Raw genomic sequence first — 20,430 nt, forward strand, 5'->3', positions numbered from 1 at the left:
CGAGTGGGTGCTAAACCTTTTAGACGTCGTCAATGACAAGGAAGCAGTCACATGTCGGTCGTTACAGAAATATCCCCGGACGGGCAAAAACTCACGATCTCCATCAGAGGCCGTTTCGATTTCGGACGCCACCAGGAGTTTCGCGAATCCTACGAGCGACTCAACCGGACACCGGAGTCCATCGTGGTGGACCTCAAGGAGGCCACCTATCTCGACAGTTCGGCCCTGGGCATGCTGCTGTTGCTGCGTGACCACGCCGGCGGCGACAACGCCGATGTCCGGGTAATCAACAGCAACTCGGATGTGCGCAAGATCCTCGCCATCTCCAACTTCGACAAGCTTTTCGACATCAGTTGACCGGTATGCGGTCGATGCTCGAGCCCCTGTGTGTGCTGATCGCCGAAGATGGCGCAGCGGACCGCATGCTGCTGTCCAGCATCATCCGGCGCCAGGGGCATCAGGTGCTGGCGGCAAGCAACGGCGCCGAGGCGGTGCAGCTGTTTCAGCAACAGCGCCCGCACATCGTGCTGATGGATGCATTGATGCCGGTGATGGACGGTTTCGAGGCTGCCCGGCAGATCAAGGCCCTGGCTGGCGAGACCCTGGTGCCGATCATCTTTCTCACCTCCTTGAGCGGCGGCGAGGCCCTGGCCCGCTGCCTGGAAGCGGGTGGCGACGACTTTCTGGCCAAGCCTTACAACCCGGTGGTGCTGGGTGCCAAGATCAACGCCATGGACCGCCTGCGCCGTCTGCAAGAGACCGTGCTGCACCAGCGTGACCAGATCACTCGCCACCACGACTACCTGCTCAACGAGCAGCGGGTGGCCAAGGCGGTGTTCGACAAGGTCGCCCATGCCGGCTGCCTGGATGCGCCGAATATCCGTTACCTGCAATCGCCCTATGCCCTGTTCAACGGCGACCTGTTGTTGGCGGCCTACACCCCGGCCGGAGACATGCACGTACTGCTGGGGGATTTCACCGGCCATGGGCTGCCTGCGGCGGTAGGCGCCATGCCGCTGGCGGAGGTGTTCTACGGCATGACCGCCAAGGGCTACGGCCTGCCGGAAACCCTGCGGGAGATGAATGCCAAGCTCAAGCGCATCCTGCCCGTGGACATGTTCTGCTGTGCCACCCTGCTGTGCCTGAGTTCCCAGCGGCGGGCGGTGGAGGTGTGGAACGGCGGCATGCCCGAAGGGTATCTGTATCGGCACGCCAGCGGCGCACGCACGCCGCTGGTGGCTCGCCACTTGCCCCTGGGTGTGTTGAGCGCCGAGGCCTTCGAGGACAGTACCGAAGTGTTTTCCATGGCGCCGGGAGACAGGGTGTTCCTGTTGTCGGATGGGGTAATCGATACCTGTAACACCGAGGAGCAACTGTTTGGCGTCGAGCGATTGCACCAGGTGTTTGCCGCCAATCGCCAGGAAGATCAGCTGTTCGAGGAGATCCGGCAGGCCCTGGAGCGCTTTGGCGGCAGTGCCCGGGATGATGTGAGCATGGTCGAGGTGGGGTTGCCGGAGTTTCCCCGGTTGGCGCCGCCGGCTCTGGTGTACTCCGACAGTGGCCAGTCCTGCCCGCTGGACTGGTCGGTGAGTTTCGAGTTTCGGGCTGCCACCCTCAAGCGTTTCAATCCCTTGCCCTATCTGCTGCAACTGTTGCTTGAGGTGCATGGCCTGCGCTCCCAGAGCGGGGCGCTGTACAGCGTTTTGGCAGAGCTCTACTCCAATGCCCTGGAACATGGCGTGCTCAAGCTCGACTCGCGGCTCAAGCGCGATGCCGAGGGGTTCACCCGCTATTACCGCGAACGCTCGACCCGGCTTGCGCAGTTGCAGGAGGGCTTTGTCCGGGTGCATCTGCAAGTGCAGCCCCTGGAAGCGGGAGGGCGCCTGGTGGTGCGCGTCGAGGACAGTGGCGAGGGCTTCGATGTGGCTGCGGTCCTGGCGCGGCCCAATGATATGGAGCGTCTGTCGGGGCGTGGCGTCAGTCTGATCCGGCAGATGAGCCAGCAGGCCGTGTGGGCGGATGATGGGCGCAGTGTCTGCGTGGAGTTTTCTTGGGAGGCTCTGGCATAATTCCCGGGTTCTTGATCAAGGAGTGAACAAGTGGCTGAGATTCATCTGGACCACACGGTGCTCAATGCTTTGCAAGAGGTCATGGAGGATGAATATCCCGTCCTGCTGGATACCTTCGTCTGCGATTCCGAGGAGCGTGTGCGGTTGCTGCATAAGTCCGAGGATACGATTTTGCTGGTAGCCACCGCCCACAGCCTCAAGGGCAGCAGCAGCAACATGGGCGCCACCCGCCTGGCCGAACTCTGTCATCAGCTGGAACTGCGGGCCGGGCAGTCGGCCGCGGATGGCATTCGACAATTGGTGGGGGAGATCGACGGCGAGTTCGCGATCGTTCGACGCTTGTGCGAGCAGGAGCTGCAGCGCTTTCATTGTTGAGAAGCAGCTTTTTATCTGCGGATTGATAAAGCTGGCCCGGCCTTTGCAGTCAAGTCTTCCAACTGTACCTATGATCCCCGTGCAGCGGAGACTGTCCCATGGCTGTTACCCCTAATTCGCTTCTTCAGGCCACTGCCCAGGCCAGCCCTAAGTCCAAGACTCAAGCGGCACCTGTCAGCCCCCTGGCGAGCATTGCCGAGCCTGGGGACAAGGCTTCCAGCTTCGCGCAGCTCTACGCCAAGGAATCCCAGAACCAGCCGCAGGCCAAGCCTCCAAGCTTTGCCGACAACTCGCCCAAGCCGGTGCGCGACAAGGGAGCTGACAGTAGCCCGAAGAAGGATGTCAGCAAGGACTCTTCTGCCGCGCCGCAGCCAGCCGTTGCCGATAGCGGCAAATCCTTGCCTGCCGACAAGCCGGCCAGCAGCGACAGCAGCGACAGCAAAACAGCGCCCACTGATGCTGCCAAGCCGGCTGATACCGCACAAACCGACACCCCGCCCCCCAGCGATCCGATGCTGGATCCAAGCCTGGTACAGGTCGCGCCGCCACAGCCTGTGGTGCCGGCTGAACCGGCCCCGGCGACACCTGCGCCGCCTCAGGTCGAGGCGGCTCCCGTCGCCCCTGCGCCGGCCCTCGTTGCCGCAGTGGTGGCGCCACCCGTCGAGCCGGCCAAGCCTGAATTCGACCCCGAGGCTGATCCTCTGGATGCCTTGCCTGCGGTGCGCCTGGCCATGGAGCAGGGCGGCCATGTGTCGGCGTCCAGCCAGAGCCAGCCGAAGGCCGCGCCAGGCAATGCCGGCAATGAAGGGCAGCTGGCCTCGGTGCAGAACTTCGCCAATGGCATGGCCGGCATGCTCGAGCAGCAGGCGGGCAAGAGCGGCACCGAGCAGGGCGGCGAAAAGGCCTTTAGCGGGTTGATCGCCGATGGCTTGAAGGACCTCAAGGGGGCGTCCAGTGATACCCGGGTGGATGATTTCGCCAATCGCCTGGCGGCCTTGACCCAGGCTGCGACGCCCAAGACGGCCAACGCGGTGCCGGTCAACCAGCCGCTGGCCATGCACCAGAATGGCTGGACCGAAGAGGTGGTCAACCGGGTGATGTACCTGTCCAGCACCAGCCTCAAGTCGGCAGACATCCAGTTGCAGCCGGCCGAGCTGGGGCGCCTGGACATTCGCGTGCACATGATTCCGGACCAGCAGACCCAGGTCACCTTCATGAGTGCCCATGCTGGCGTTCGCGAAGCCCTGGAAGGGCAGATGCACCGCATGCGCGACATGTTCAACCAGCAGGGCCTGGGGCAGGTGGACGTCAACGTCTCCGATCAGTCCCGTGGCTGGCAGGGCCAGGAGCAGGCGCAGCAGGAGCAGAATCGCCGCAGCGGTTCCAGCACCAGCGGCGGGCGCCTGGACAATGGCGATGATGAGTCGTCCCAGGCCGTGGCAGAAGTTCAGGCTCCGGTACAGACCGTGATCGGCAGCAGCGCCGTCGACTACTACGCCTGACCTGTGGCGGGGGTCGCTACCGGCCCCTGCACTGATCCTCGCGGTGTAACTGCAACAGCTTGCACCCCAGGTTTCCCTTCGCAGCATTGCCCTTCGCTGTTGATCCCCGCCTTTCTGACAAATCTGGCATAACACTTGCTCTTGCCTTGCCGTGCGACTGTGAACCCCCGATTAGTGACGGATTATTGGCATGGCGAAGAGCGAAGCAGCAGAAAAACCCACCGCAGGGAAAAGCAAACTCAAGCTTATCCTCTTGATTGTCCTGGCGTTGTTGCTGGCCATCGGCCTGTCGGTCGGCGCCACCTGGTACTTCATGCACAGTGCTCAGAGCAAGCCGGCCCCGGCTGCAGAGACCGCCAGCAACGTCAAGCCTGCGGCGATCTACGAGCCCATGGCCCCAGCCTTTGTTGCCAACTTCACGCAGAACGGCCGGCAGCGCTACATGCAGGTGAGCATTACCCTGCTGGCGCGCAATCAGGCCGACCTGGATGCGCTGAAAGTGCACATGCCGGTGATCCGCAACAACCTGGTCATGCTCTTCTCCGGGCAGAGTTTCGACACCCTGGCCACTCCGGTCGGCCAGGAAATGCTCCGCCAGAAGGCCACCGCCAGCGTTCAGGAAGTGGCGCAGAAAGAGGTGGGCAAAGTGGTGGTCGAGCAGTTGCTCTTTACTAACTTCGTACTGCAGTAGGAACACGACATGGCCGTGCAGGACCTGCTGTCCCAGGATGAGATCGATGCGCTGTTGCATGGCGTCGACGACGGTCTGGTACAGACCGAACACGCTGCCGAGCCCGGCAGTGTCAAAAGCTACGACCTGACCAGCCAGGATCGCATCGTCCGTGGACGCATGCCGACCCTGGAAATGATCAACGAGCGTTTCGCCCGCTATACCCGTATCAGCATGTTCAACATGCTGCGCCGTTCGGCTGACGTGGCAGTGGGTGGCGTGCAGGTAATGAAGTTCGGCGAGTATGTGCACTCGCTGTACGTACCCACCAGTCTGAACCTGGTGAAGATCAAGCCGCTGCGCGGCACCGCGCTGTTCATTCTTGACGCCAAGCTGGTGTTCAAGCTGGTGGACAACTTCTTCGGCGGCGATGGCCGCCACGCGAAGATCGAAGGGCGCGAATTCACCCCGACCGAACTGCGGGTGGTGCGCATGGTGCTGGAGCAGGCCTTCGTCGATCTCAAGGAAGCATGGCAGGCGATCATGCCGGTCAACTTCGAGTACATAAACTCGGAAGTGAACCCGGCCATGGCCAACATCGTCGGTCCCAGCGAAGCCATCGTGGTGTCGACCTTCCACATCGAGCTCGATGGCGGTGGCGGCGACCTGCACGTGACCATGCCGTATTCGATGATCGAGCCGATCCGCGAAATGCTCGACGCCGGCTTCCAGTCCGACCTGGACGACCAGGACGAACGCTGGAGCAAGGCTCTGCGCGAGGACGTGCTGGATGTGGCCGTGCCGCTAAGCGCCACTGTCGCCCGTCGTCAGTTGCGCCTGCGGGACATCCTGCACATGCAGCCTGGCGATGTAATCCCGGTGGAACTGCCCGAAGACATGATCATGCGTGCCAATGGCGTGCCGTCGTTCAAGGTCAAGCTGGGTTCCCACAAGGGCAACCTGGCGCTGCAAGTGATCGAGCCGATCGAGCGCCGTTGAGCGGCGCTCCAACCTGTTTGCTGTTCAATGAATTTTTGCCCGTCGAGGACCCATGATGGCTGACGAAATTAACTCCCAGGACGACCAGGCGCTGGCCGACGAGTGGGCTGCTGCGCTGGAAGAAACCGGTGATGCCGGTCAGGCGGATATCGATGCCCTGCTGGCGGCGGACGCCGGCGCTGCGTCAAGTTCCGGGCGCTTGCAGATGGAAGAGTTCGGCAGCGTGCCGAAGAACCATGAGCCGGTCACCCTGGACGGCCCTAACCTGGACGTGATTCTGGATATCCCGGTATCGATCTCCATGGAAGTGGGCAGTACCGATATCAACATTCGCAACCTGCTGCAGCTCAACCAGGGCTCGGTGATCGAGCTCGATCGCCTGGCCGGCGAGCCGCTGGACGTGCTGGTCAACGGCACCCTGATCGCCCATGGCGAGGTGGTGGTGGTCAACGAAAAGTTCGGCATTCGCCTGACTGACGTGATCAGCCCCAGCGAACGCATCAAGAAGCTGCGCTAAGTGAACAAGCTGCTTGGCATTGCATTCGCGCTGCCCCTGAGCGCCCTGGCCGCGGAACCGGCGGCCACCGCCGCGGTGGCTGCGGCTGCGCCCGTGACCGGCAGTGTCAGCGGCCAGTTGACCCAGCTGGTACTGGGCCTGCTGCTGGTGATCGGCGTGATCTTCTTCCTGGCCTGGCTGTTGCGCCGGGTGCAGCAGGCCGGTCCTGCCGGCAAGGGGCAGGTGATCGAACTGATCGGCTCCCGGGCTCTGGGCCCGCGCGATCGCCTGGTGCTGGTGCAGGTTGGCAACGAACAGATCCTGCTGGGCCTGACTCCGGGCACCATCACCCCGTTGCATGTGCTCAAGGAGCCGGTGCAGGTGCCCAATGCCGAGCAGGCGACGCCCGAGTTCGCCCAGCGCCTGATGGAGCTGTTGGGCAAGGATCAGAAGGATAAGAAGTAATGCCGTTGCGCATCATCTTGACGTTGGCACTGATGCTGGCGGCGCCGCTGGCGTTGGCGGCGGACCCGTTGTCGATCCCGGCGATCACCCTTGGCACCAATGCCAGCGGCCAGCAGGAGTATTCGGTCAGCCTGCAGATCCTGCTGATCATGACGGCGCTGAGCTTCATTCCAGCGTTCGTCATGCTGATGACCAGCTTTACCCGGATCATCATCGTCTTCTCGATCCTGCGTCAGGCCCTGGGCCTGCAACAGACCCCGTCGAACCAGATCCTCACCGGCATGGCGCTGTTTCTCACCCTGTTCATCATGGCGCCGGTGTTCGACCGGGTGAACCAGGACGCCTTGCAGCCTTACCTGGCGGAAAAACTCACCGCCCAGGACGCCGTGGCCAAGGCTCAGGTGCCGATCAAGGACTTCATGCTGGCGCAGACCCGCAGCAGCGACCTGGAGCTGTTCATGCGCCTGTCCAAGCGCACCGACATCGCCAGCCCTGACCAGGCGCCGCTGACCATCCTGGTCCCGGCCTTCGTCACCTCCGAGCTCAAGACTGCGTTCCAGATCGGCTTCATGATCTTCATTCCGTTCCTGATCATCGACCTGGTGGTGGCCAGTGTGCTGATGGCCATGGGCATGATGATGCTCTCGCCCCTGATCATTTCCCTGCCGTTCAAGATCATGCTGTTCGTCCTCGTGGACGGTTGGGCGTTGATCATCGGCACCCTGGCGGGCAGTTTCGGTGGTGTTTAAAACCTTGTTTGCGGGTGATCGACAATGACTCCGGAAGTCGCGGTAGACCTGTTTCGCGAAGCGCTCTGGCTGACCACCATGATGGTGGCGGTGCTGGTGGTGCCCAGCTTGTTGGTGGGCCTGATGGTGGCCATGTTCCAGGCTGCCACCCAGATCAACGAACAGACCCTGAGCTTCCTGCCGCGCCTGCTGGTGATGCTGGTGACCCTGATTGTCGCCGGGCCCTGGCTGGTGCAAACCTTCATGGAATACATCCGTCAGTTGTACGGCAGTATTCCGCAGTTGATCGGCTGAGCCCATGTCCCTGCTGGCGTTGACCGACACCCAGATCAGTACCTGGGTGGCGAGCTTCATGTTGCCGCTGTTCCGGGTCACCTCGCTGCTGATGGTGATGCCGGTCTTCGGGACCACTCTGGTGCCGCGGCGGGTACGTTTGTACTTTGCCCTGGCGATCACCGTGGTGATAGCGCCGGGGCTGCCGCCCATGCCCGAAGTACACGCCCTGGATCTCAGTGGCCTGTTGCTGGTCGCCGAACAGATCCTGATCGGTGCGGTACTGGGGTTTTCCCTGCAGCTGTTCTTCCAGGCTTTCGTGGTTGCCGGACAGATCGTGGCGATCCAGATGGGCATGGGGTTCGCTTCCATGGTCGACCCCACCAACGGTGTGTCGGTGGCGGTGATCGGGCAGTTCTTCACCATGCTGGTGACCCTGTTGTTCCTGGCCATGAACGGCCACCTGGTGGTGTTCGAGGTGCTTACCGAGAGCTTTACCACCCTGCCGGTGGGTGGCGGCCTGATGGTCAACCATTACTGGGAGCTGGCAGGCAAGCTCGGTTGGGTGCTGGGGGCGGCGCTGCTGCTGGTATTGCCGGCGATCACCGCGCTGCTGGTGGTGAACATCGCCTTTGGCGTCATGACTCGCGCGGCGCCGCAATTGAACATCTTCTCCATCGGCTTTCCCCTGACCCTGGTGCTGGGCATGGGCATCGTCTGGGTCAGCCTGGCTGACATTCTCAATCAGTATCAACCGCTGGCCTCCGAGGCCTTGCAGTTCTTACGCGAACTGGCAAAGGCGCGCTGAGCCATGGCAGAGAGCGAGAGCGGTCAGGACAAGACAGAAGAGCCCACGGAGAAACGCAAAAAGGACTCCCGGGAAAAGGGCGAGATTGCCCGCTCCAAGGAGCTCAATACCCTGGCCATCATGCTGGCGGGGGCGGGCGGTCTGCTGGTCTATGGTGGTGGCCTGGCCCTGGACCTGCTGGAAATCATGCGCCTGAACTTCTCCCTGCCCCGTGAAGTGCTGCTCAGCCCCGGGGCCATGGGCCTGTACCTGCTGCATTCGGGCAAGATCGCCATCCTGGCGGTGCAGCCGGTACTGCTGACCCTGCTGCTGGCGGCGGTCATCGGCCCCATTTCCCTGGGCGGCTGGTTGTTCGCCGGAAAGAGCCTGGCGCCCAAGTTCAGCCGGATGAACCCGGCCAATGGCCTCAAACGGATGTTTTCCCCCACGGCGTTGATCGAGCTGCTCAAGGCCCTGGCCAAGTTTGCCTTGGTGCTGTTCGTGGCGCTCTCGGTGCTCTCGGCAGATATCGACGACCTCTTGCGTATCGCCCATGAGCCCCTGGAGAAGGCGATCATCCACAGCATCCAGGTGGTGGGCTGGAGCACCTTGTGGATGGCCTGCGGGCTGATCCTGATTGCCGCAGTGGATGTGCCGGTGCAGCTGTACCAGGCCCACAAGAAGTTGTTGATGACCAAGCAGGAAGTGCGCGACGAGCACAAGGACCAGGAGGGGCGGCCCGAGGTCAAGCAGCGGATTCGCCAGTTGCAGCGCGAGATGTCCCAGCGGCGGATGATGGCGGCGATCCCGGAGGCCGATGTGGTCATCACCAACCCGACCCACTACGCCGTGGCGCTCAAATACGATGCCGAGAAGGGCGGGGCGCCGGTGCTGCTGGCCAAGGGCAGCGACTTCCTGGCCTTGCAGATTCGCGAGATCGCCGTGGCCCACGAGGTCATGCTGCTGGAGTCGCCGGCCCTGGCGCGTTCGATCTTCTATTCCACCGAGCTTGAGGAAGAGATTCCTGCCGGGCTTTACCTGGCGGTGGCCCAGGTACTGGCCTACGTCTATCAGATCCGCCAGCACCGCGCGGGCAAGGGCAAGCGCCCGGATCCGCTCAAGGATCTGCCGATTCCGCCGGATCTGCAGCGCGACTCCTGAGGCGAGCGCCGCCAGATTGTTGGCTGGATTATTGCTTGTGGGTAGCCAGTGTATGGAAATGGTTACTTTTTTGACTAGGCAGAATCAATCTGAAAAAAGCGGGTGGATTGACTTTGTTCTTTGGGATGTTCGAACTGCTCAGAACTGATAAGTCATGGAAAAAATAATTACAGTTACCAGTCCGCTACTGCCGCCGTTAGAGGAATTTGTTCCTTATCTGGAGCAGATCTGGAAAAACAAGCGCCTGACCAATTGCGGTCCCTTCCATCAAGAACTTGAGCAAGCACTGGCTCGTTACTTGGGGGTCGGGCATTTGTCGTTGTTTGCCAATGGAACATTGGCCCTGATTACCGCTTTACAAGCGCTGCATGTGAAGGGTGAAGTGATTACCACGCCTTATTCTTTTGTCGCTACGGCCCATGCCTTGGTGTGGAATCGCTTGACCCCGGTGTTTGTCGATATCGATCCACAGACCTTCAACATCGACCCTAAAAAGATAGAACAGGCCATTACGCCACAGACGACCGCCATCATGCCGGTGCACTGCTATGGCAATCCCTGTGATGTAGAGGCGATTCAGGCCATCGCCGATAAACATGGATTGAAAGTAATTTTTGACGGCGCCCACGCGTTTGGCGTGGAAGATGCCGGTGGCAGTGTACTGCGCCATGGCGACCTCAGTGTCCTGAGTCTGCATGCAACCAAGGTCTTCAATACCTTCGAGGGCGGTGCGATCATCAGCCCGGATGCACAGACAAAGTTGCATATCGATCAATTGAGGAATTTTGGTTTTGTGGATGAGGTCACGGTGGTGACCTGTGGCATCAACGGCAAGATGAGTGAAGTAAATGCTGCGTTCGGGCTCTTGCAGCTGCAGCATATCGACGCGGCCCTGGAACAGCGTAGAGCTATCGATTGTTTCTATCGCTCTGAATTGCGAACCATCAAAGGTATTAACCTGGACCCGGTACCGGCCGCTCTTGTCTCGAACTATGCCTACTTTCCGATTGCCATTGAGCCCGAATATGCGCTGAGCCGCGATCAACTCTATGGGTTGTTGCAGGAGCACAATATATTCGCGCGCCGTTATTTCTATCCCCTGATTACCCAGATGTCGGTGTATGAAGGTATGGAGGGACTTCATCGCCATGCTTTGCCAGTGGCCGAAGCATTGGCTGAAAAGGTTATCTGTCTGCCCATTTATCCAGGGTTGGAGCCAGAGGACCTGCAACGGATCGTTGCTGTCATTCGCTCAGGAAACTCGGCGAATATATAACGTACTGGAGAGGGACTTTCGCCAAGAAGGCGAGTGTTTTGCGGAATTTTAAACCGCAGATTCTGATTATTAAGAGGCTGTTATGAGCAAAGAAGCATTTATCGAAAACTTTCTGTCTGCCACCGATTTTCAGGAGCCAGTTGAAGTCACCATGGAGACGGAGTTGCGCAATTTGCCAGAGTGGGATTCGCTCGCCGCATTGGGTGTGATTGTCATGTTCGATATGGAATACAAGAAAGTGATTACCGGTGATGACCTCGAAAAGGCTGTCACCATTGGTGATCTTTACAACTTGGTAGGATAAGTCTCATGCCACTCGTTACGTTGAATTCTGTGCGCTTTGCCGGTATGGCAACTTGCGTTCCTAAACGAGTTGTTTCCAATCTGACTGATTGCAAGCCGCAGATTCGTCCAGAACGCGAAAGACTGGTACGCAATATCGGTATCGAGCTGCGAAGGCTGACGCAAGAGTGGCAGTGTTTTTCCGACCTGGCCTTCGATGCAGCCTCCAAGCTGATTGAAAGCCTGGAGTGGAAGCTCGAGGAAATCGACGCGCTGATCGTGGTTACCCAGTCCCCGGACTACCTGGCGCCTGCCACTGCGATCATTCTTCAGGATCGTCTGGGGTTGCCCCATACCACCCTGGCGTTCGACGTCAACCTCGGGTGTTCCGGCTATCCGTTCGGCCTGCATCTGCTCGGATCGCTGATCAGCGCCGGAGGTATCAAGAAAGGCTTGGTGCTGGTTGGGGACAGCGGTGCCCAGCTCAATGACCCGATCTTTTCGGATGCCGGCACCGCTACGGCGATGGAGTTCTGTGCGGATGCGCCGCCCATGTACTTCGACCTGAATAGCGATGGTAGCGGCCACAAAGCGATCATCCTCCCGGTCGGGGGGCATCGTGAGCCGGTAGGCATACAGCATCTGGTGCCTTTCCGTGAGAATGAAAATGATCACTGGCATCGAGCGATCGACTTGCAGCTCGACGGTACTGCGGTGCTGAGCTTTTCCACTCAGCGGGTTCCGCCGGCAGTAGAGAAGTTGCTTGAATATGCCAATGCCTCGAAAGACGAAGTCGATTACTTCATCTTTCACCAGGCCAACCGGATGATTAACGAAACCATCCGTAAGAAGTTGGCGCTTCCTGTCGAGAAAGTCCCTTCGACTCTGCGTGATTTTGGCAATACCAGCGGTGCTTCGCTGCCAGTCACCATGACTGCGCGAATTAACAAGCAGCTTGAGGAAGGATCTAAGCGTCTAGTGCTGTCAGGGTTTGGTATTGGTTTGTCATGGGGAACCTGCCTGGTGGATATCCAGGGGGCGAAGTTTCCTGATTTGATTGAATCCTGATGAGGCTGGGAGGTGTTCCTCCCAATGGCCGCACATATTCTTCGGAGGGCAGCACAGTGAATGCTGACAACAGTTTTAATCCATTCAGCCTCAAGGGTAAGCGAGTCTTGGTTACCGGTGCCAGCTCGGGGCTGGGGCAGGCTATAGCGCTGAGTTTCGCGCGCATGGGGGCCGAGGTCATTGCAACGGCACGTGATCGTGAGCGTCTGACCAAGACTTTTGAAGAGTTGCAGAGCATTTCGGATCTGCCTCATCAGATGATCTTGGCTGACCTGACGATTGCAGAGGAGCGCAACGCTGTTGTTGCAGCCCTTGGTTCGGAAATTCATGGGTTGGTGCACAGTGCCGGCATTTCTCGCCTGTGTCCGACGCGCATGATGACTGACACTCATCTTCAGGAAGTGCACGCCATTAACTTTGAAGCTCCTATGCTACTTACCCAAGGGGTTTTGAAGCGCAATCTTGTAGCAGATGATGGGTCCATTCTATTTCTTTCATCTATCGCTGCCCATATCGGTGTTGCAGGTGTGGGGGCTTATTCCGCGAGCAAGGCTGCTTTGATTGCTGCGTCGCGTTGTCTTGCTATGGAGTTAGTCAAGCGTCGGATTCGAGTTAATTGCCTTTCTCCTTCACTGGTGGAAACACCGATCTTGGCGGAAACCGCCAAGGTGACCTCTCTTGATCAACTGCTTGAAGATTATCCTCTAGGGTTTGGTCGGCCAGATGATATTGCTAATGCGGCGATTTTCATGATTTCCGGTGCTAGCCGTTGGATAACAGGAACAACACTGGTCATGGATGGTGGTTTGACCATCAGTTAAATCAACAGGAGCTGCTATGAAGCAGGTCGTCATATTGGGAGCAGGTGGGCTTGGGCGTCAGGTTCTTGCCCAACTGGAGGCTGATGTCGCCTGTGGTGTTGATTGGGTTCTCGGTGGTTTTTTGGATGAGCGGGGAAAAGAAGTTGTCTCCGAAGCTCTTAATTGCCCTTGGTTAGGTACTCCCGAAGGTTTTCAGCCTGGATCTGATCACCTATTTTTGGCCGCAATTGGAGATCCATCGAGCAGGCAAAAGCAGGTACAACTGCTTCGTGAAAAAGGTGCCCAGTTTATTGGTTTTGGTAAACCTCAACTTTTAGGCGTGAGAACCACTTGGGGTGCAACATTTTTTTCGTATGAAGTAAGTTGTGGTGTGGACAGCAGGATCGGGAGTTACTGCTTTATCGATCAAGACAGCATGATCGGTCACGACGTGGTGATTGGTGATTATGTGCATATCGCGCCCCGTTGCTTGTTGGCCGGCTATGTCAAGGTGGGTAATGGCGTCGTAATCAACTCTGGGGCCATGCTATCCCGTGGGGTGACTGTAGGCGATGGGGCGGTTATCGGCATGGGCGCAGTGGTGTTCAAGGATGTTCCTGCCGGTGCGACGGTGGTGGGTAACCCCGCTCGAGTCATTTTCACCAAGCAGAATTGAAGGCTAGGTATTCATCTGGCTGCTCGGTCATTTTTGTGGATATGTTTTATGTCGCGTCATGCTTTGGATGCAAGCCATTACACCTCCGCGGAAACTCTTTCCCACGAGCGTGCCAACTTATTTGGCAAGTTGTGGACTTTTGTCGGTTTCACCTCGATGGTGCGCGAGCGCAATCAGTTTTTTACCCGCAAGGTAGCGGGTGTGCCGATCTTGGTTCAGAGAACCGAAGCCGGTATCCGGGCCTTTATCAATGAGTGCCCCCATCGACTATCGCCTATCCAGATTGAAAATGCTGGCAAGCGTCCGATGGTTTGTCCTTACCATGCCTGGTCTTTTGGTTCTGAGGGTGAGCTGCGGGGCATACCCAATCATGGGCTTTACCAGTTCAGTGCTGCGGAACGAGAGAAAGTCTGCCTGAAAAAGCTTCATCTGGAGGAGGTTGGCCAGTTGTTGTTTGTCAACTTTTCGGAAGAGCCACTTGCGCTGAACAAGCAATTTACTGATGAGTTTATCCAGCAGTTAAAAGATGTCTCCTCTCACCTAGATTCGCAGATTATCTACAGTTGTCATCAGGTCCGTTATAACTGGAAGCTGAATATGGAAAACGTGAAGGATTATAATCACGTTCCTTTTATTCATCCTCAAACCTTCATGCCGGCCATGAGTCAAATGGTCAGGGAAATCCCTTCTGTTGGAGGTGGGGCTGAAGTCGTTAGGTTAATTGCCACTTCTGAATCTCCTGAACTTGACTCGTTGAGTTATAGTAACAAATCAATGATCAAACCCTACGAGAACTGGTTTGCGCCGTTGTGCGAAAAATATGGCAGTGAACATGCCTACTACAACTGGTTCATTTATCCCAATGTCAACTTCTGTAGTGTCAAGGGTGATCACTTTCTACTTCAGCAGTACGATCCCGTATCCCCTGGGGTTACCGATTATCACCTGTGGATGATGACCGCCACACGCAAGGATGTCCGCACCGACTTTACTGCGTTGCTGGCAACTTTGATTCGTGGCGAGCGCAAGGTCATAGCCGAGGACACGGTTGTGCTCGAGCGTTTGCAGGATGGGTTCGGTGAGCACTCTCGGCGCTTCATGCACGGCGAGTATGAGGCGCATATCGTTCAACAGCATCTCTGGTATAGAACTCATGTTTTGGGAGAGCGCCCATGACTCGCCATATCGTGCTGGGGGAGGGCTGGGCCTTCGAGCATGCCTGCCAGATGGCCACTGAGCTGGGCTTGCCCCATGTGCAGCACCGCCTGCTTTCGGCTGATCGTTACAACTTTCAGCTGGATGAATTCATCGATCGGTATCCGGCGCAAGACTTCGAAGTGTTTGTGGCGCTGGATGAGCGTGCGGTCAACTACTCGCGACACAAGCTGATTGCCCAGGTTCGGTTGGCGGGGTATCGCCTGTTCAATCTGGTTTCGCCTCGATCCATTGTTGAAGAAAGCGCCGTTCTGCAAGGCAATGCCTATGTGGGTGCGGGCTGCAACCTGGCCTCCGGTGCGGTAGTGGGGCTGGGCTCCTGGCTTGATCGCCAGGTAACTCTGGACTGCTCCGTGCAGTTAGGGGCCTGTGTGACCTTGCAGGCGGGTGTGACCCTGGGGCGCGGCGTGGAAATCGGCAGGGGCACCACGCTCTCCGCTGGCAGCTTTGCGCTGGCGGGCACGAAAGTCGGTCGCCATTGCGAGTGGTTGTTGGGCGGGAAGTTGCCGGAAGTCCTTGCTGACAAGTCCTTTTATGATGCCCTGATGCCAGATGGCGCCAGAATCCTGAAAAACTGAATGTTAATTATCTTGCCGATTCGCTCAGGCAATTGGGCGGGCCGTTTCTGGAGTGGGTATGCCGAGTAATTATGCTGGTGTTAAAGGGCTGGAAGTGGCTGGTAACTACGAAAACCTGGTCACCATCTTTCAGCGGGCGGTCTCTGCGTATCAACATGATCCGCGCTTCTGTATTGCGCCTGAGGCCTGTCATGTCTACGACGCAAATGGGCGTGAAACAAAAGTCGTGCTGTTGGGAACGACCCAGTTCTCTCAACTCTTTATCAATGAAGCTGCCGGCAGAGTGCGGATTGTTGCCGTGGTCGACGACTTCAAGGCCGGCAAGATGGAAAGCTTTCATGGCGTTCCGGTGATCAGTTCGGATGCCTTCCTGAAGTTGGCCCGGGATACTGCGCTGATCAGTGTCAATGGCTGTCGGTATGATCACTCCCGGCGTTATTTCAAAAGCCTGGCGCTGCGCAACAACATCCCCATGCTCAACTTTGAGCAGGGCTTGCGGCTGCTTTCCATCAACCCGGCGAGCGACCATCGGATTGATGACTGGGGCAGCTACATTGTTGCTCACGCCCAGGAGTTGATTGCTCTCGGGCGGCGTCTGGACGATGACTATTCACGCTTCACCCTGTTCAGCGTTTTGCTCGGCCATTTGACGTGCGACCCCGAGTGGATACTCAACGCTGCCAAGCCCTACTTGACCCTGTATTTCCGTTCCGGCTTGTGGCTGCCTGACCAGAATGAGCGCTTCGCTGACTGTGGCGCCTCGATTGCCGAGTCCGCCAAGGCCTTTCTCGATGCGACCGACGGCCGCTTCCAGAAGATCTGGATGATCGAGCCGGATGAAGTCAATCGGGCCACCATTCAATCCTTCATCAGCGGTTACAACGGTACTCTCGCGCCTGCCCAGTCAGGTGCCATCGAGTTGCTGGGTTGTGCGTTGAGCAACGAAGACGGGCAGATGCCGTTCTTGCATGAGGGCGGGCACGGCGGTCACCTGTTATCTGCCGCTACTGCCCAGGCCATCTGCCGGGATGTCGATGTGCGCCGTCTGGATTCATTGCTTGATGACAGCCCGACGCTGATCAAGATGGACATCGAAGGGGCGGAATTGCAGGCCTTGCAGGGGGCCCGTGAGCACATCAGTCGTGGGCGCCCGAAAATGGCCATTTCGGCTTATCACCGGTCTGGCGATTTGCTGGATATCACCCGTTTTGTCGAAAGTGTGCGTGGCGACTACAAGATCGGCCTGCGCCACCACACCGAAGAGCGCTGGGATACCTGCCTGTACTTCTATTGATCTGCGTTCTGGCGCGCTGCATTGGCGCGCCATTTGATTGGGCCTGTGCCACTCGAGCGAAGGTGGCGGGCTATCGGCATTAACTAGCAAGAAGGTTTATATGAGCGCAAAGCCACTGGTCAGTGTGGTCATTCCTGCTTACAAGGCAACTTACTTTGAAGCGGCGCTGGCCAGTGTCTGTGCGCAGAGCTACGAGCATCTGGAGGTGGTGGTATGCGATGACTCGCGTACCGGGACCATCCGTGAGTGCACGGCTCGTTATCAGGAGTCCTGCTCTTTTCCGATTCGCTATGAGTTCAATGAGTCTCTGCGCGGCGAGCTCTTCAATGCCATTGAGTGCATAAAAGTCGCCAGTGGAAAGTACATCAAGTTCCTCCATGACGACGATGTATTGCACCCTGAATGTGTCGCGCAACTGGTGGCTGCGATGGAGTCAGATCCCTCTGTGGCCATGGCGTCTTCGCGTCGCCGCCTGATCGATTCCGACGGGGTCCCGCAACCGGATGCCCTGGCCACATCCCTGCCTTTCGCTACCGATGTGGTTATCGATGGCAAGGAGCTGACCAGCCTGCTGGCCGACCATAGCCTCAACTTCATCGGCGAGCCGAGTTGCGTGCTTTGTCGCCGAGAGGATCTGCTGGCGCTGGGGGATGGCCTTATGTCGCTCAATGGTTGCCTGATCTATTGGGTGGGCGACCTGGCGATGTATGTGAAGCTGCTGCAAAAGGGCAACCTGGCGTTGCTGAAGCAGCCGCTGACCGATTTCCGAGTGTCCCTGCAGCAGGGCAGTCAGCAGGGGCGCGACAAGCCGGGTATCGGTAACCAGGGGCACGCTGATTTCAAACGGACATTGCGCGAACTGGGCTGGCATCGAGGGGGGCTGGATAACCATCTGGTTTCGGTGCGTTCCCTGTATGGCGGCGACAGGTTCGAGCCGGTGGATATCCTGGCTGCTCTGCGCCAGAGTTACGCCAAGGGCGTGGCCGACCGGCAGATCAACAGCTGGATCGAGCAGCGGGTGCCAAGCCCGACCCAGTTGCATTTGATGGAGGGCTATCTGCAGTCCGGCGGCGGTGCTCCTTCAATCGGCATCATCGTCCTTGATCTGGCCGCGGATGCCCAGGCGCTGGCGCGCACCCTGCATAGCCTGGCGGCGCAGCCGCAGGGGCTTGTGCAACTGAAAGTGACGGTACTGGGGCATGAGGCGCCTGGCTTGGTTGCCGGCGGCGCCGAGTTGCACTTCACACCGGTTCAGGCGAACTACGCAGAGCAGGTCAATCGTTTGCTGCAAGAAGATGCATGCGAATGGTGTGTGCTGGTCCGCGCTGGTGATGAGTTCACGCCAAGCGGCCTGTTGGTCGCCAGCCTGGAGTTGCTGCCGGATCCCGACTGCCGTGCAGTGTTCTGTGATGGCGTGCTGCGAGAAGCCAATGGCGACACGGGGGTCATGCTGCGCCCGGACTTCAACCTGGATTACCTGCTGAGTTTCCCGGGGGTGCTGGCGCGTCACTGGATCTTCAGGCGTCGGGTGCTGATCGAGGTGGGTGGTTTTGATGGTGCCTACGCGCGGGCCCTGGAGTTCGAGCTGATCCTGCGCCTGATCAATCAAGGTGGCATTGACGGTTTCGGGCATATCCCGGAATTGCTGCTGAGTTGTCCGCCCGTGGCCCTGGGTGAAAATGAAGATGAGCGCCGTGCGCTGGTCGAGCACCTGTCGCAGCGTGGCTATGCCAGCGCGCAGGTCGACAGCTCGCTTGCGGGACACTATCTGATCGACTACGGGCACCAGGCCCGCCCCCTGGTATCGATCGTGGTGGTGGTGAGTGACGACCTGGCGGCGGCGCAGCGCTGTATTTTCAGTGTCCTGGAGCACACCCGTTACCCTTTCTACGAGTTGCTGATCGTCGATAACGCCTGTCAGGCCGCAGAGGCAAGGCAGTGGTTGCAGGCTGTCGCGGAGCTGTCGGCTGAGCGTATCCGGGTAGTCAGCCTGCCTTATGCCGTGGATCGTTCCACCGCCAACAACCTGGGGGCGCAGCAGGCTTCTGGTGAATATCTGGTATTCCTGCGTGCGCTGACGGCGATCTTCGACGGTGGCTGGATTGATGCGCTGTTGAATCACGCGCTGCGCCAGGAGGTGGCGGTAGTGGGGGCCAAAGCGCTCTCCAGTGATGGCGAAGTGAGCCATGGCGGACTGATCCTGGGGCTGGCGGCCGGCGGGGCGGCAGCATTTGCCGGGCAGCAGGCCGACGCTGCCGGGTACATGAATGGCTTGCAGGTGGATCGCAATTGCAGTGCGGTCGCCGACATCTGCCTGATGGTACGTAAAGCCCTGTTTGATGGGGTGGGTGGCTGGGATGCCGAGCTGTTCCCTGAGGCGGGAGCGGATATTGACCTGTGCCTGCGCCTGGCGGGCCATGGTTATCTGACCGTGTGGACGCCGCGTGCGCGGGTCATGCACGGTATGCCGCCGGCCGCGTTTGCGCCGCGGGATGAAGATGCCTTGTCCCAGCGCTGGCTTTCGGTGCTGGCGCGGGACCCGGCCTACAACCTGAATTTTTCCCTGGGGCAGCCAAAGGGCTTTCAACTGGCCGAGCCGTCGTTAAGTTGGCGTCCGCTGATCTGGCGCCCGTTGCCAGTGGTGCTGGTGCATCCTTCGGATCGTTATGGCAGTGGTCACTATCGGGCCATTCGACCGATGGAGGAGCAGAGTTCGGCGGGCCTGATCGACGGGGTGCTGTCGATGGCGCTGTTATCGCCGGCCGAACTGGCGCGAGTGGCCCCGGATTCGATGGTTTTCCAGCGCCACATCGGCGAGGAGTCGCTCAGCGCCATGCGTCGTGCGCAAGCCTTCTCGCGCAGTTTCAAGGTCTTTGAGCTGAACGATCACCTGCCAAGCCTGGCTGTCGGGGAGGCTGCCCAGGGCATGACGCCTGGGGATATTTCCTACTATTTGCGCGAAGCCGTGGCCTGCGTCGATCGCCTGGTGGTGTCCACCGAAGCCCTGGCCGACGCTCTGCATGGCCTGCATCCGGATACCCGGGTCATCCACAGTCGTCTGGACCAGCAGGGCTGGGGGGCGTTGCCAAGCAGCCAGCGGTGTGCCGGCGACAAGCCCCGGGTAGGGTGGGCGGGCGCGGACTGGCAGCTGGCTAATCTTCAAGTGATCGGCGAGGTGGTGAAAGCCCTGGCGACGGAAGTCGACTGGGTGTTCATGGGGGCTTGTCCCGAGGAACTGCTGCCCTATGTCAAGGAAGTGCATCGTGGTGTGGAGATCAGCCTGTATCCGGCGGCGCTGGCCAGGCTGAATCTGGATCTGGCAGTAGCGCCCATGCAGCAGAGTCTGCTCAACGAGTGCAAGAGCAACCTGCGTCTCCTGGAGTATGGCGCCTGTGGTTATCCGGTCATCTGCAGTGATCTGGCGTGTTTCCGCGGTGATTTGCCGGTGACTCGGGTTGCCAATCACTTCCAGGACTGGAGGGCGGCCATCCGCATGCATCTGGATGATCCACAGGCCAATGCCCGGGCCGGGGATGCCCTGCGTGAAGTCGTCCGGCGCGACTGGATGCTGGACGCTAGCGCATTGATGGCGTGGCGTGCTGCCTGGCTGCCGGATTAATCACGGCCACTCTGAGGTTTCCGGCATTTTCAGCTCAATGCCGGCGCCATATTTCCTTTCGGTAAAAGTTGGAAGG

General features: G+C 59.0%; 21 protein-coding genes. All 21 read left to right on the forward strand.

From position 1 onward, the window contains the following. Positions 1 to 51: 51 nt before the first annotated feature. The 21 genes from AC1RGE_RS15625 (at position 52) to AC1RGE_RS15725 (ending at position 20,354) form a co-directional block, all read left to right on the forward strand. A complete protein-coding gene (locus tag AC1RGE_RS15625; protein WP_011059979.1) occupies positions 52 to 357 on the forward strand; it encodes an STAS domain-containing protein in 306 nt (101 codons plus the stop codon). A 5-nt stretch (positions 358 to 362) separates the two neighbouring features. Beyond that, on the forward strand, positions 363 to 2,069 hold the full coding sequence (locus tag AC1RGE_RS15630) for a fused response regulator/phosphatase (protein ID WP_103289648.1): 1,707 nt from the start codon (positions 363 to 365) through the stop codon (positions 2,067 to 2,069). Between the two features lie 30 nt (positions 2,070 to 2,099). Beyond that, a complete protein-coding gene (locus AC1RGE_RS15635; protein WP_011059981.1) occupies positions 2,100 to 2,444 on the forward strand; it encodes an Hpt domain-containing protein in 345 nt (114 codons plus the stop codon). A gap of 98 nt (positions 2,445 to 2,542) precedes the next feature. Then, positions 2,543 to 3,946: a flagellar hook-length control protein FliK gene (locus AC1RGE_RS15640; RefSeq protein ID WP_492584591.1), complete on the forward strand. Its 1,404-nt coding sequence runs from the start codon at positions 2,543 to 2,545 to the stop codon at positions 3,944 to 3,946. 190 nt (positions 3,947 to 4,136) lie between these two features. Further along, positions 4,137 to 4,637, forward strand: a complete 501-nt coding sequence (fliL, locus tag AC1RGE_RS15645; protein ID WP_011059983.1) for a flagellar basal body-associated protein FliL — start codon at positions 4,137 to 4,139, stop codon at positions 4,635 to 4,637. A 9-nt stretch (positions 4,638 to 4,646) separates the two neighbouring features. Then, positions 4,647 to 5,615 carry a flagellar motor switch protein FliM gene (gene fliM / locus AC1RGE_RS15650; protein ID WP_011059984.1) on the forward strand — a complete coding sequence of 323 codons (969 nt, stop codon included), beginning with the start codon at positions 4,647 to 4,649 and terminating at the stop codon, positions 5,613 to 5,615. 55 nt (positions 5,616 to 5,670) lie between these two features. Further along, positions 5,671 to 6,132 carry a flagellar motor switch protein FliN gene (gene fliN / locus AC1RGE_RS15655; protein WP_011059985.1) on the forward strand — a complete coding sequence of 154 codons (462 nt, stop codon included), beginning with the start codon at positions 5,671 to 5,673 and terminating at the stop codon, positions 6,130 to 6,132. Next, entirely contained in the window at positions 6,133 to 6,576 is a 444-nt protein-coding gene (gene fliO, locus AC1RGE_RS15660) for a flagellar biosynthetic protein FliO (protein ID WP_072451682.1), read from the forward strand. It abuts the gene before it with no gap. Beyond that, positions 6,576 to 7,325, forward strand: coding sequence for a flagellar type III secretion system pore protein FliP (fliP, locus tag AC1RGE_RS15665; RefSeq protein ID WP_072451681.1), 750 nt, complete (start codon positions 6,576 to 6,578; stop codon positions 7,323 to 7,325). The genes fliO and fliP overlap by 1 nt, the downstream gene beginning before the upstream one ends. Before the next feature lie 24 nt (positions 7,326 to 7,349). Then, a complete protein-coding gene (fliQ, locus tag AC1RGE_RS15670) occupies positions 7,350 to 7,619 on the forward strand; it encodes a flagellar biosynthesis protein FliQ (RefSeq protein WP_011059988.1) in 270 nt (89 codons plus the stop codon). A 4-nt stretch (positions 7,620 to 7,623) separates the two neighbouring features. Further along, positions 7,624 to 8,406 (forward strand): flagellar biosynthetic protein FliR, encoded by a 783-nt coding sequence (gene fliR / locus AC1RGE_RS15675; protein WP_072451680.1) that lies wholly within the window; start codon positions 7,624 to 7,626, stop codon positions 8,404 to 8,406. A gap of 3 nt (positions 8,407 to 8,409) precedes the next feature. Next, a complete protein-coding gene (gene flhB / locus AC1RGE_RS15680) occupies positions 8,410 to 9,546 on the forward strand; it encodes a flagellar biosynthesis protein FlhB (RefSeq protein WP_015634638.1) in 1,137 nt (378 codons plus the stop codon). 154 nt (positions 9,547 to 9,700) lie between these two features. After that, the gene (locus AC1RGE_RS15685) at positions 9,701 to 10,822 is read left to right on the forward strand and encodes a DegT/DnrJ/EryC1/StrS family aminotransferase (RefSeq protein ID WP_011059991.1); all 1,122 of its coding nucleotides are present in this window, start codon (positions 9,701 to 9,703) and stop codon (positions 10,820 to 10,822) included. Positions 10,823 to 10,904: 82 nt separating this feature from the next. Beyond that, entirely contained in the window at positions 10,905 to 11,126 is a 222-nt protein-coding gene (locus tag AC1RGE_RS15690; protein ID WP_011059992.1) for an acyl carrier protein, read from the forward strand. A 5-nt stretch (positions 11,127 to 11,131) separates the two neighbouring features. Next, on the forward strand, positions 11,132 to 12,172 hold the full coding sequence (locus AC1RGE_RS15695; protein ID WP_011059993.1) for a ketoacyl-ACP synthase III: 1,041 nt from the start codon (positions 11,132 to 11,134) through the stop codon (positions 12,170 to 12,172). 56 nt (positions 12,173 to 12,228) lie between these two features. Further along, positions 12,229 to 12,993 (forward strand): SDR family NAD(P)-dependent oxidoreductase, encoded by a 765-nt coding sequence (locus AC1RGE_RS15700; RefSeq protein WP_041774561.1) that lies wholly within the window; start codon positions 12,229 to 12,231, stop codon positions 12,991 to 12,993. Positions 12,994 to 13,009: 16 nt separating this feature from the next. After that, positions 13,010 to 13,648, forward strand: a complete 639-nt coding sequence (locus tag AC1RGE_RS15705; protein ID WP_011059995.1) for an acetyltransferase — start codon at positions 13,010 to 13,012, stop codon at positions 13,646 to 13,648. Between the two features lie 48 nt (positions 13,649 to 13,696). After that, positions 13,697 to 14,824 carry an aromatic ring-hydroxylating oxygenase subunit alpha gene (locus AC1RGE_RS15710; RefSeq protein WP_026020248.1) on the forward strand — a complete coding sequence of 376 codons (1,128 nt, stop codon included), beginning with the start codon at positions 13,697 to 13,699 and terminating at the stop codon, positions 14,822 to 14,824. Then, positions 14,821 to 15,441: an LbetaH domain-containing protein gene (locus tag AC1RGE_RS15715; RefSeq protein ID WP_011059997.1), complete on the forward strand. Its 621-nt coding sequence runs from the start codon at positions 14,821 to 14,823 to the stop codon at positions 15,439 to 15,441. The genes AC1RGE_RS15710 and AC1RGE_RS15715 overlap by 4 nt, the downstream gene beginning before the upstream one ends. Before the next feature lie 58 nt (positions 15,442 to 15,499). Further along, positions 15,500 to 16,735 carry an FkbM family methyltransferase gene (locus AC1RGE_RS15720; protein ID WP_011059998.1) on the forward strand — a complete coding sequence of 412 codons (1,236 nt, stop codon included), beginning with the start codon at positions 15,500 to 15,502 and terminating at the stop codon, positions 16,733 to 16,735. Positions 16,736 to 16,835: 100 nt separating this feature from the next. Further along, positions 16,836 to 20,354, forward strand: a complete 3,519-nt coding sequence (locus AC1RGE_RS15725; protein WP_015634644.1) for a glycosyltransferase — start codon at positions 16,836 to 16,838, stop codon at positions 20,352 to 20,354. The last annotated feature ends 76 nt before the right edge of the window (positions 20,355 to 20,430 follow it).

The sequence above is a fragment of the Pseudomonas sp. GW823-FHT02C05 genome (assembly GCF_058797595.1).

Coding starts and splice junctions, on each gene's coding strand:
- AC1RGE_RS15725 (WP_015634644.1), top strand. CDS start 16,836: ATGAGCGCAAAGCCACTGGTCAGTGTGGTCATTCCTGCTTACAAGGCA.
- AC1RGE_RS15710 (WP_026020248.1), top strand. CDS start 13,697: ATGTCGCGTCATGCTTTGGATGCAAGCCATTACACCTCCGCGGAAACT.
- AC1RGE_RS15705 (WP_011059995.1), top strand. CDS start 13,010: ATGAAGCAGGTCGTCATATTGGGAGCAGGTGGGCTTGGGCGTCAGGTT.
- AC1RGE_RS15685 (WP_011059991.1), top strand. CDS start 9,701: ATGGAAAAAATAATTACAGTTACCAGTCCGCTACTGCCGCCGTTAGAG.
- AC1RGE_RS15720 (WP_011059998.1), top strand. CDS start 15,500: ATGCCGAGTAATTATGCTGGTGTTAAAGGGCTGGAAGTGGCTGGTAAC.
- AC1RGE_RS15715 (WP_011059997.1), top strand. CDS start 14,821: ATGACTCGCCATATCGTGCTGGGGGAGGGCTGGGCCTTCGAGCATGCC.
- AC1RGE_RS15625 (WP_011059979.1), top strand. CDS start 52: ATGTCGGTCGTTACAGAAATATCCCCGGACGGGCAAAAACTCACGATC.
- fliM (WP_011059984.1), top strand. CDS start 4,647: ATGGCCGTGCAGGACCTGCTGTCCCAGGATGAGATCGATGCGCTGTTG.
- fliP (WP_072451681.1), top strand. CDS start 6,576: ATGCCGTTGCGCATCATCTTGACGTTGGCACTGATGCTGGCGGCGCCG.
- fliN (WP_011059985.1), top strand. CDS start 5,671: ATGGCTGACGAAATTAACTCCCAGGACGACCAGGCGCTGGCCGACGAG.
- flhB (WP_015634638.1), top strand. CDS start 8,410: ATGGCAGAGAGCGAGAGCGGTCAGGACAAGACAGAAGAGCCCACGGAG.
- AC1RGE_RS15640 (WP_492584591.1), top strand. CDS start 2,543: ATGGCTGTTACCCCTAATTCGCTTCTTCAGGCCACTGCCCAGGCCAGC.
- fliL (WP_011059983.1), top strand. CDS start 4,137: ATGGCGAAGAGCGAAGCAGCAGAAAAACCCACCGCAGGGAAAAGCAAA.
- AC1RGE_RS15695 (WP_011059993.1), top strand. CDS start 11,132: ATGCCACTCGTTACGTTGAATTCTGTGCGCTTTGCCGGTATGGCAACT.
- fliQ (WP_011059988.1), top strand. CDS start 7,350: ATGACTCCGGAAGTCGCGGTAGACCTGTTTCGCGAAGCGCTCTGGCTG.
- AC1RGE_RS15690 (WP_011059992.1), top strand. CDS start 10,905: ATGAGCAAAGAAGCATTTATCGAAAACTTTCTGTCTGCCACCGATTTT.
- fliR (WP_072451680.1), top strand. CDS start 7,624: ATGTCCCTGCTGGCGTTGACCGACACCCAGATCAGTACCTGGGTGGCG.
- AC1RGE_RS15630 (WP_103289648.1), top strand. CDS start 363: ATGCGGTCGATGCTCGAGCCCCTGTGTGTGCTGATCGCCGAAGATGGC.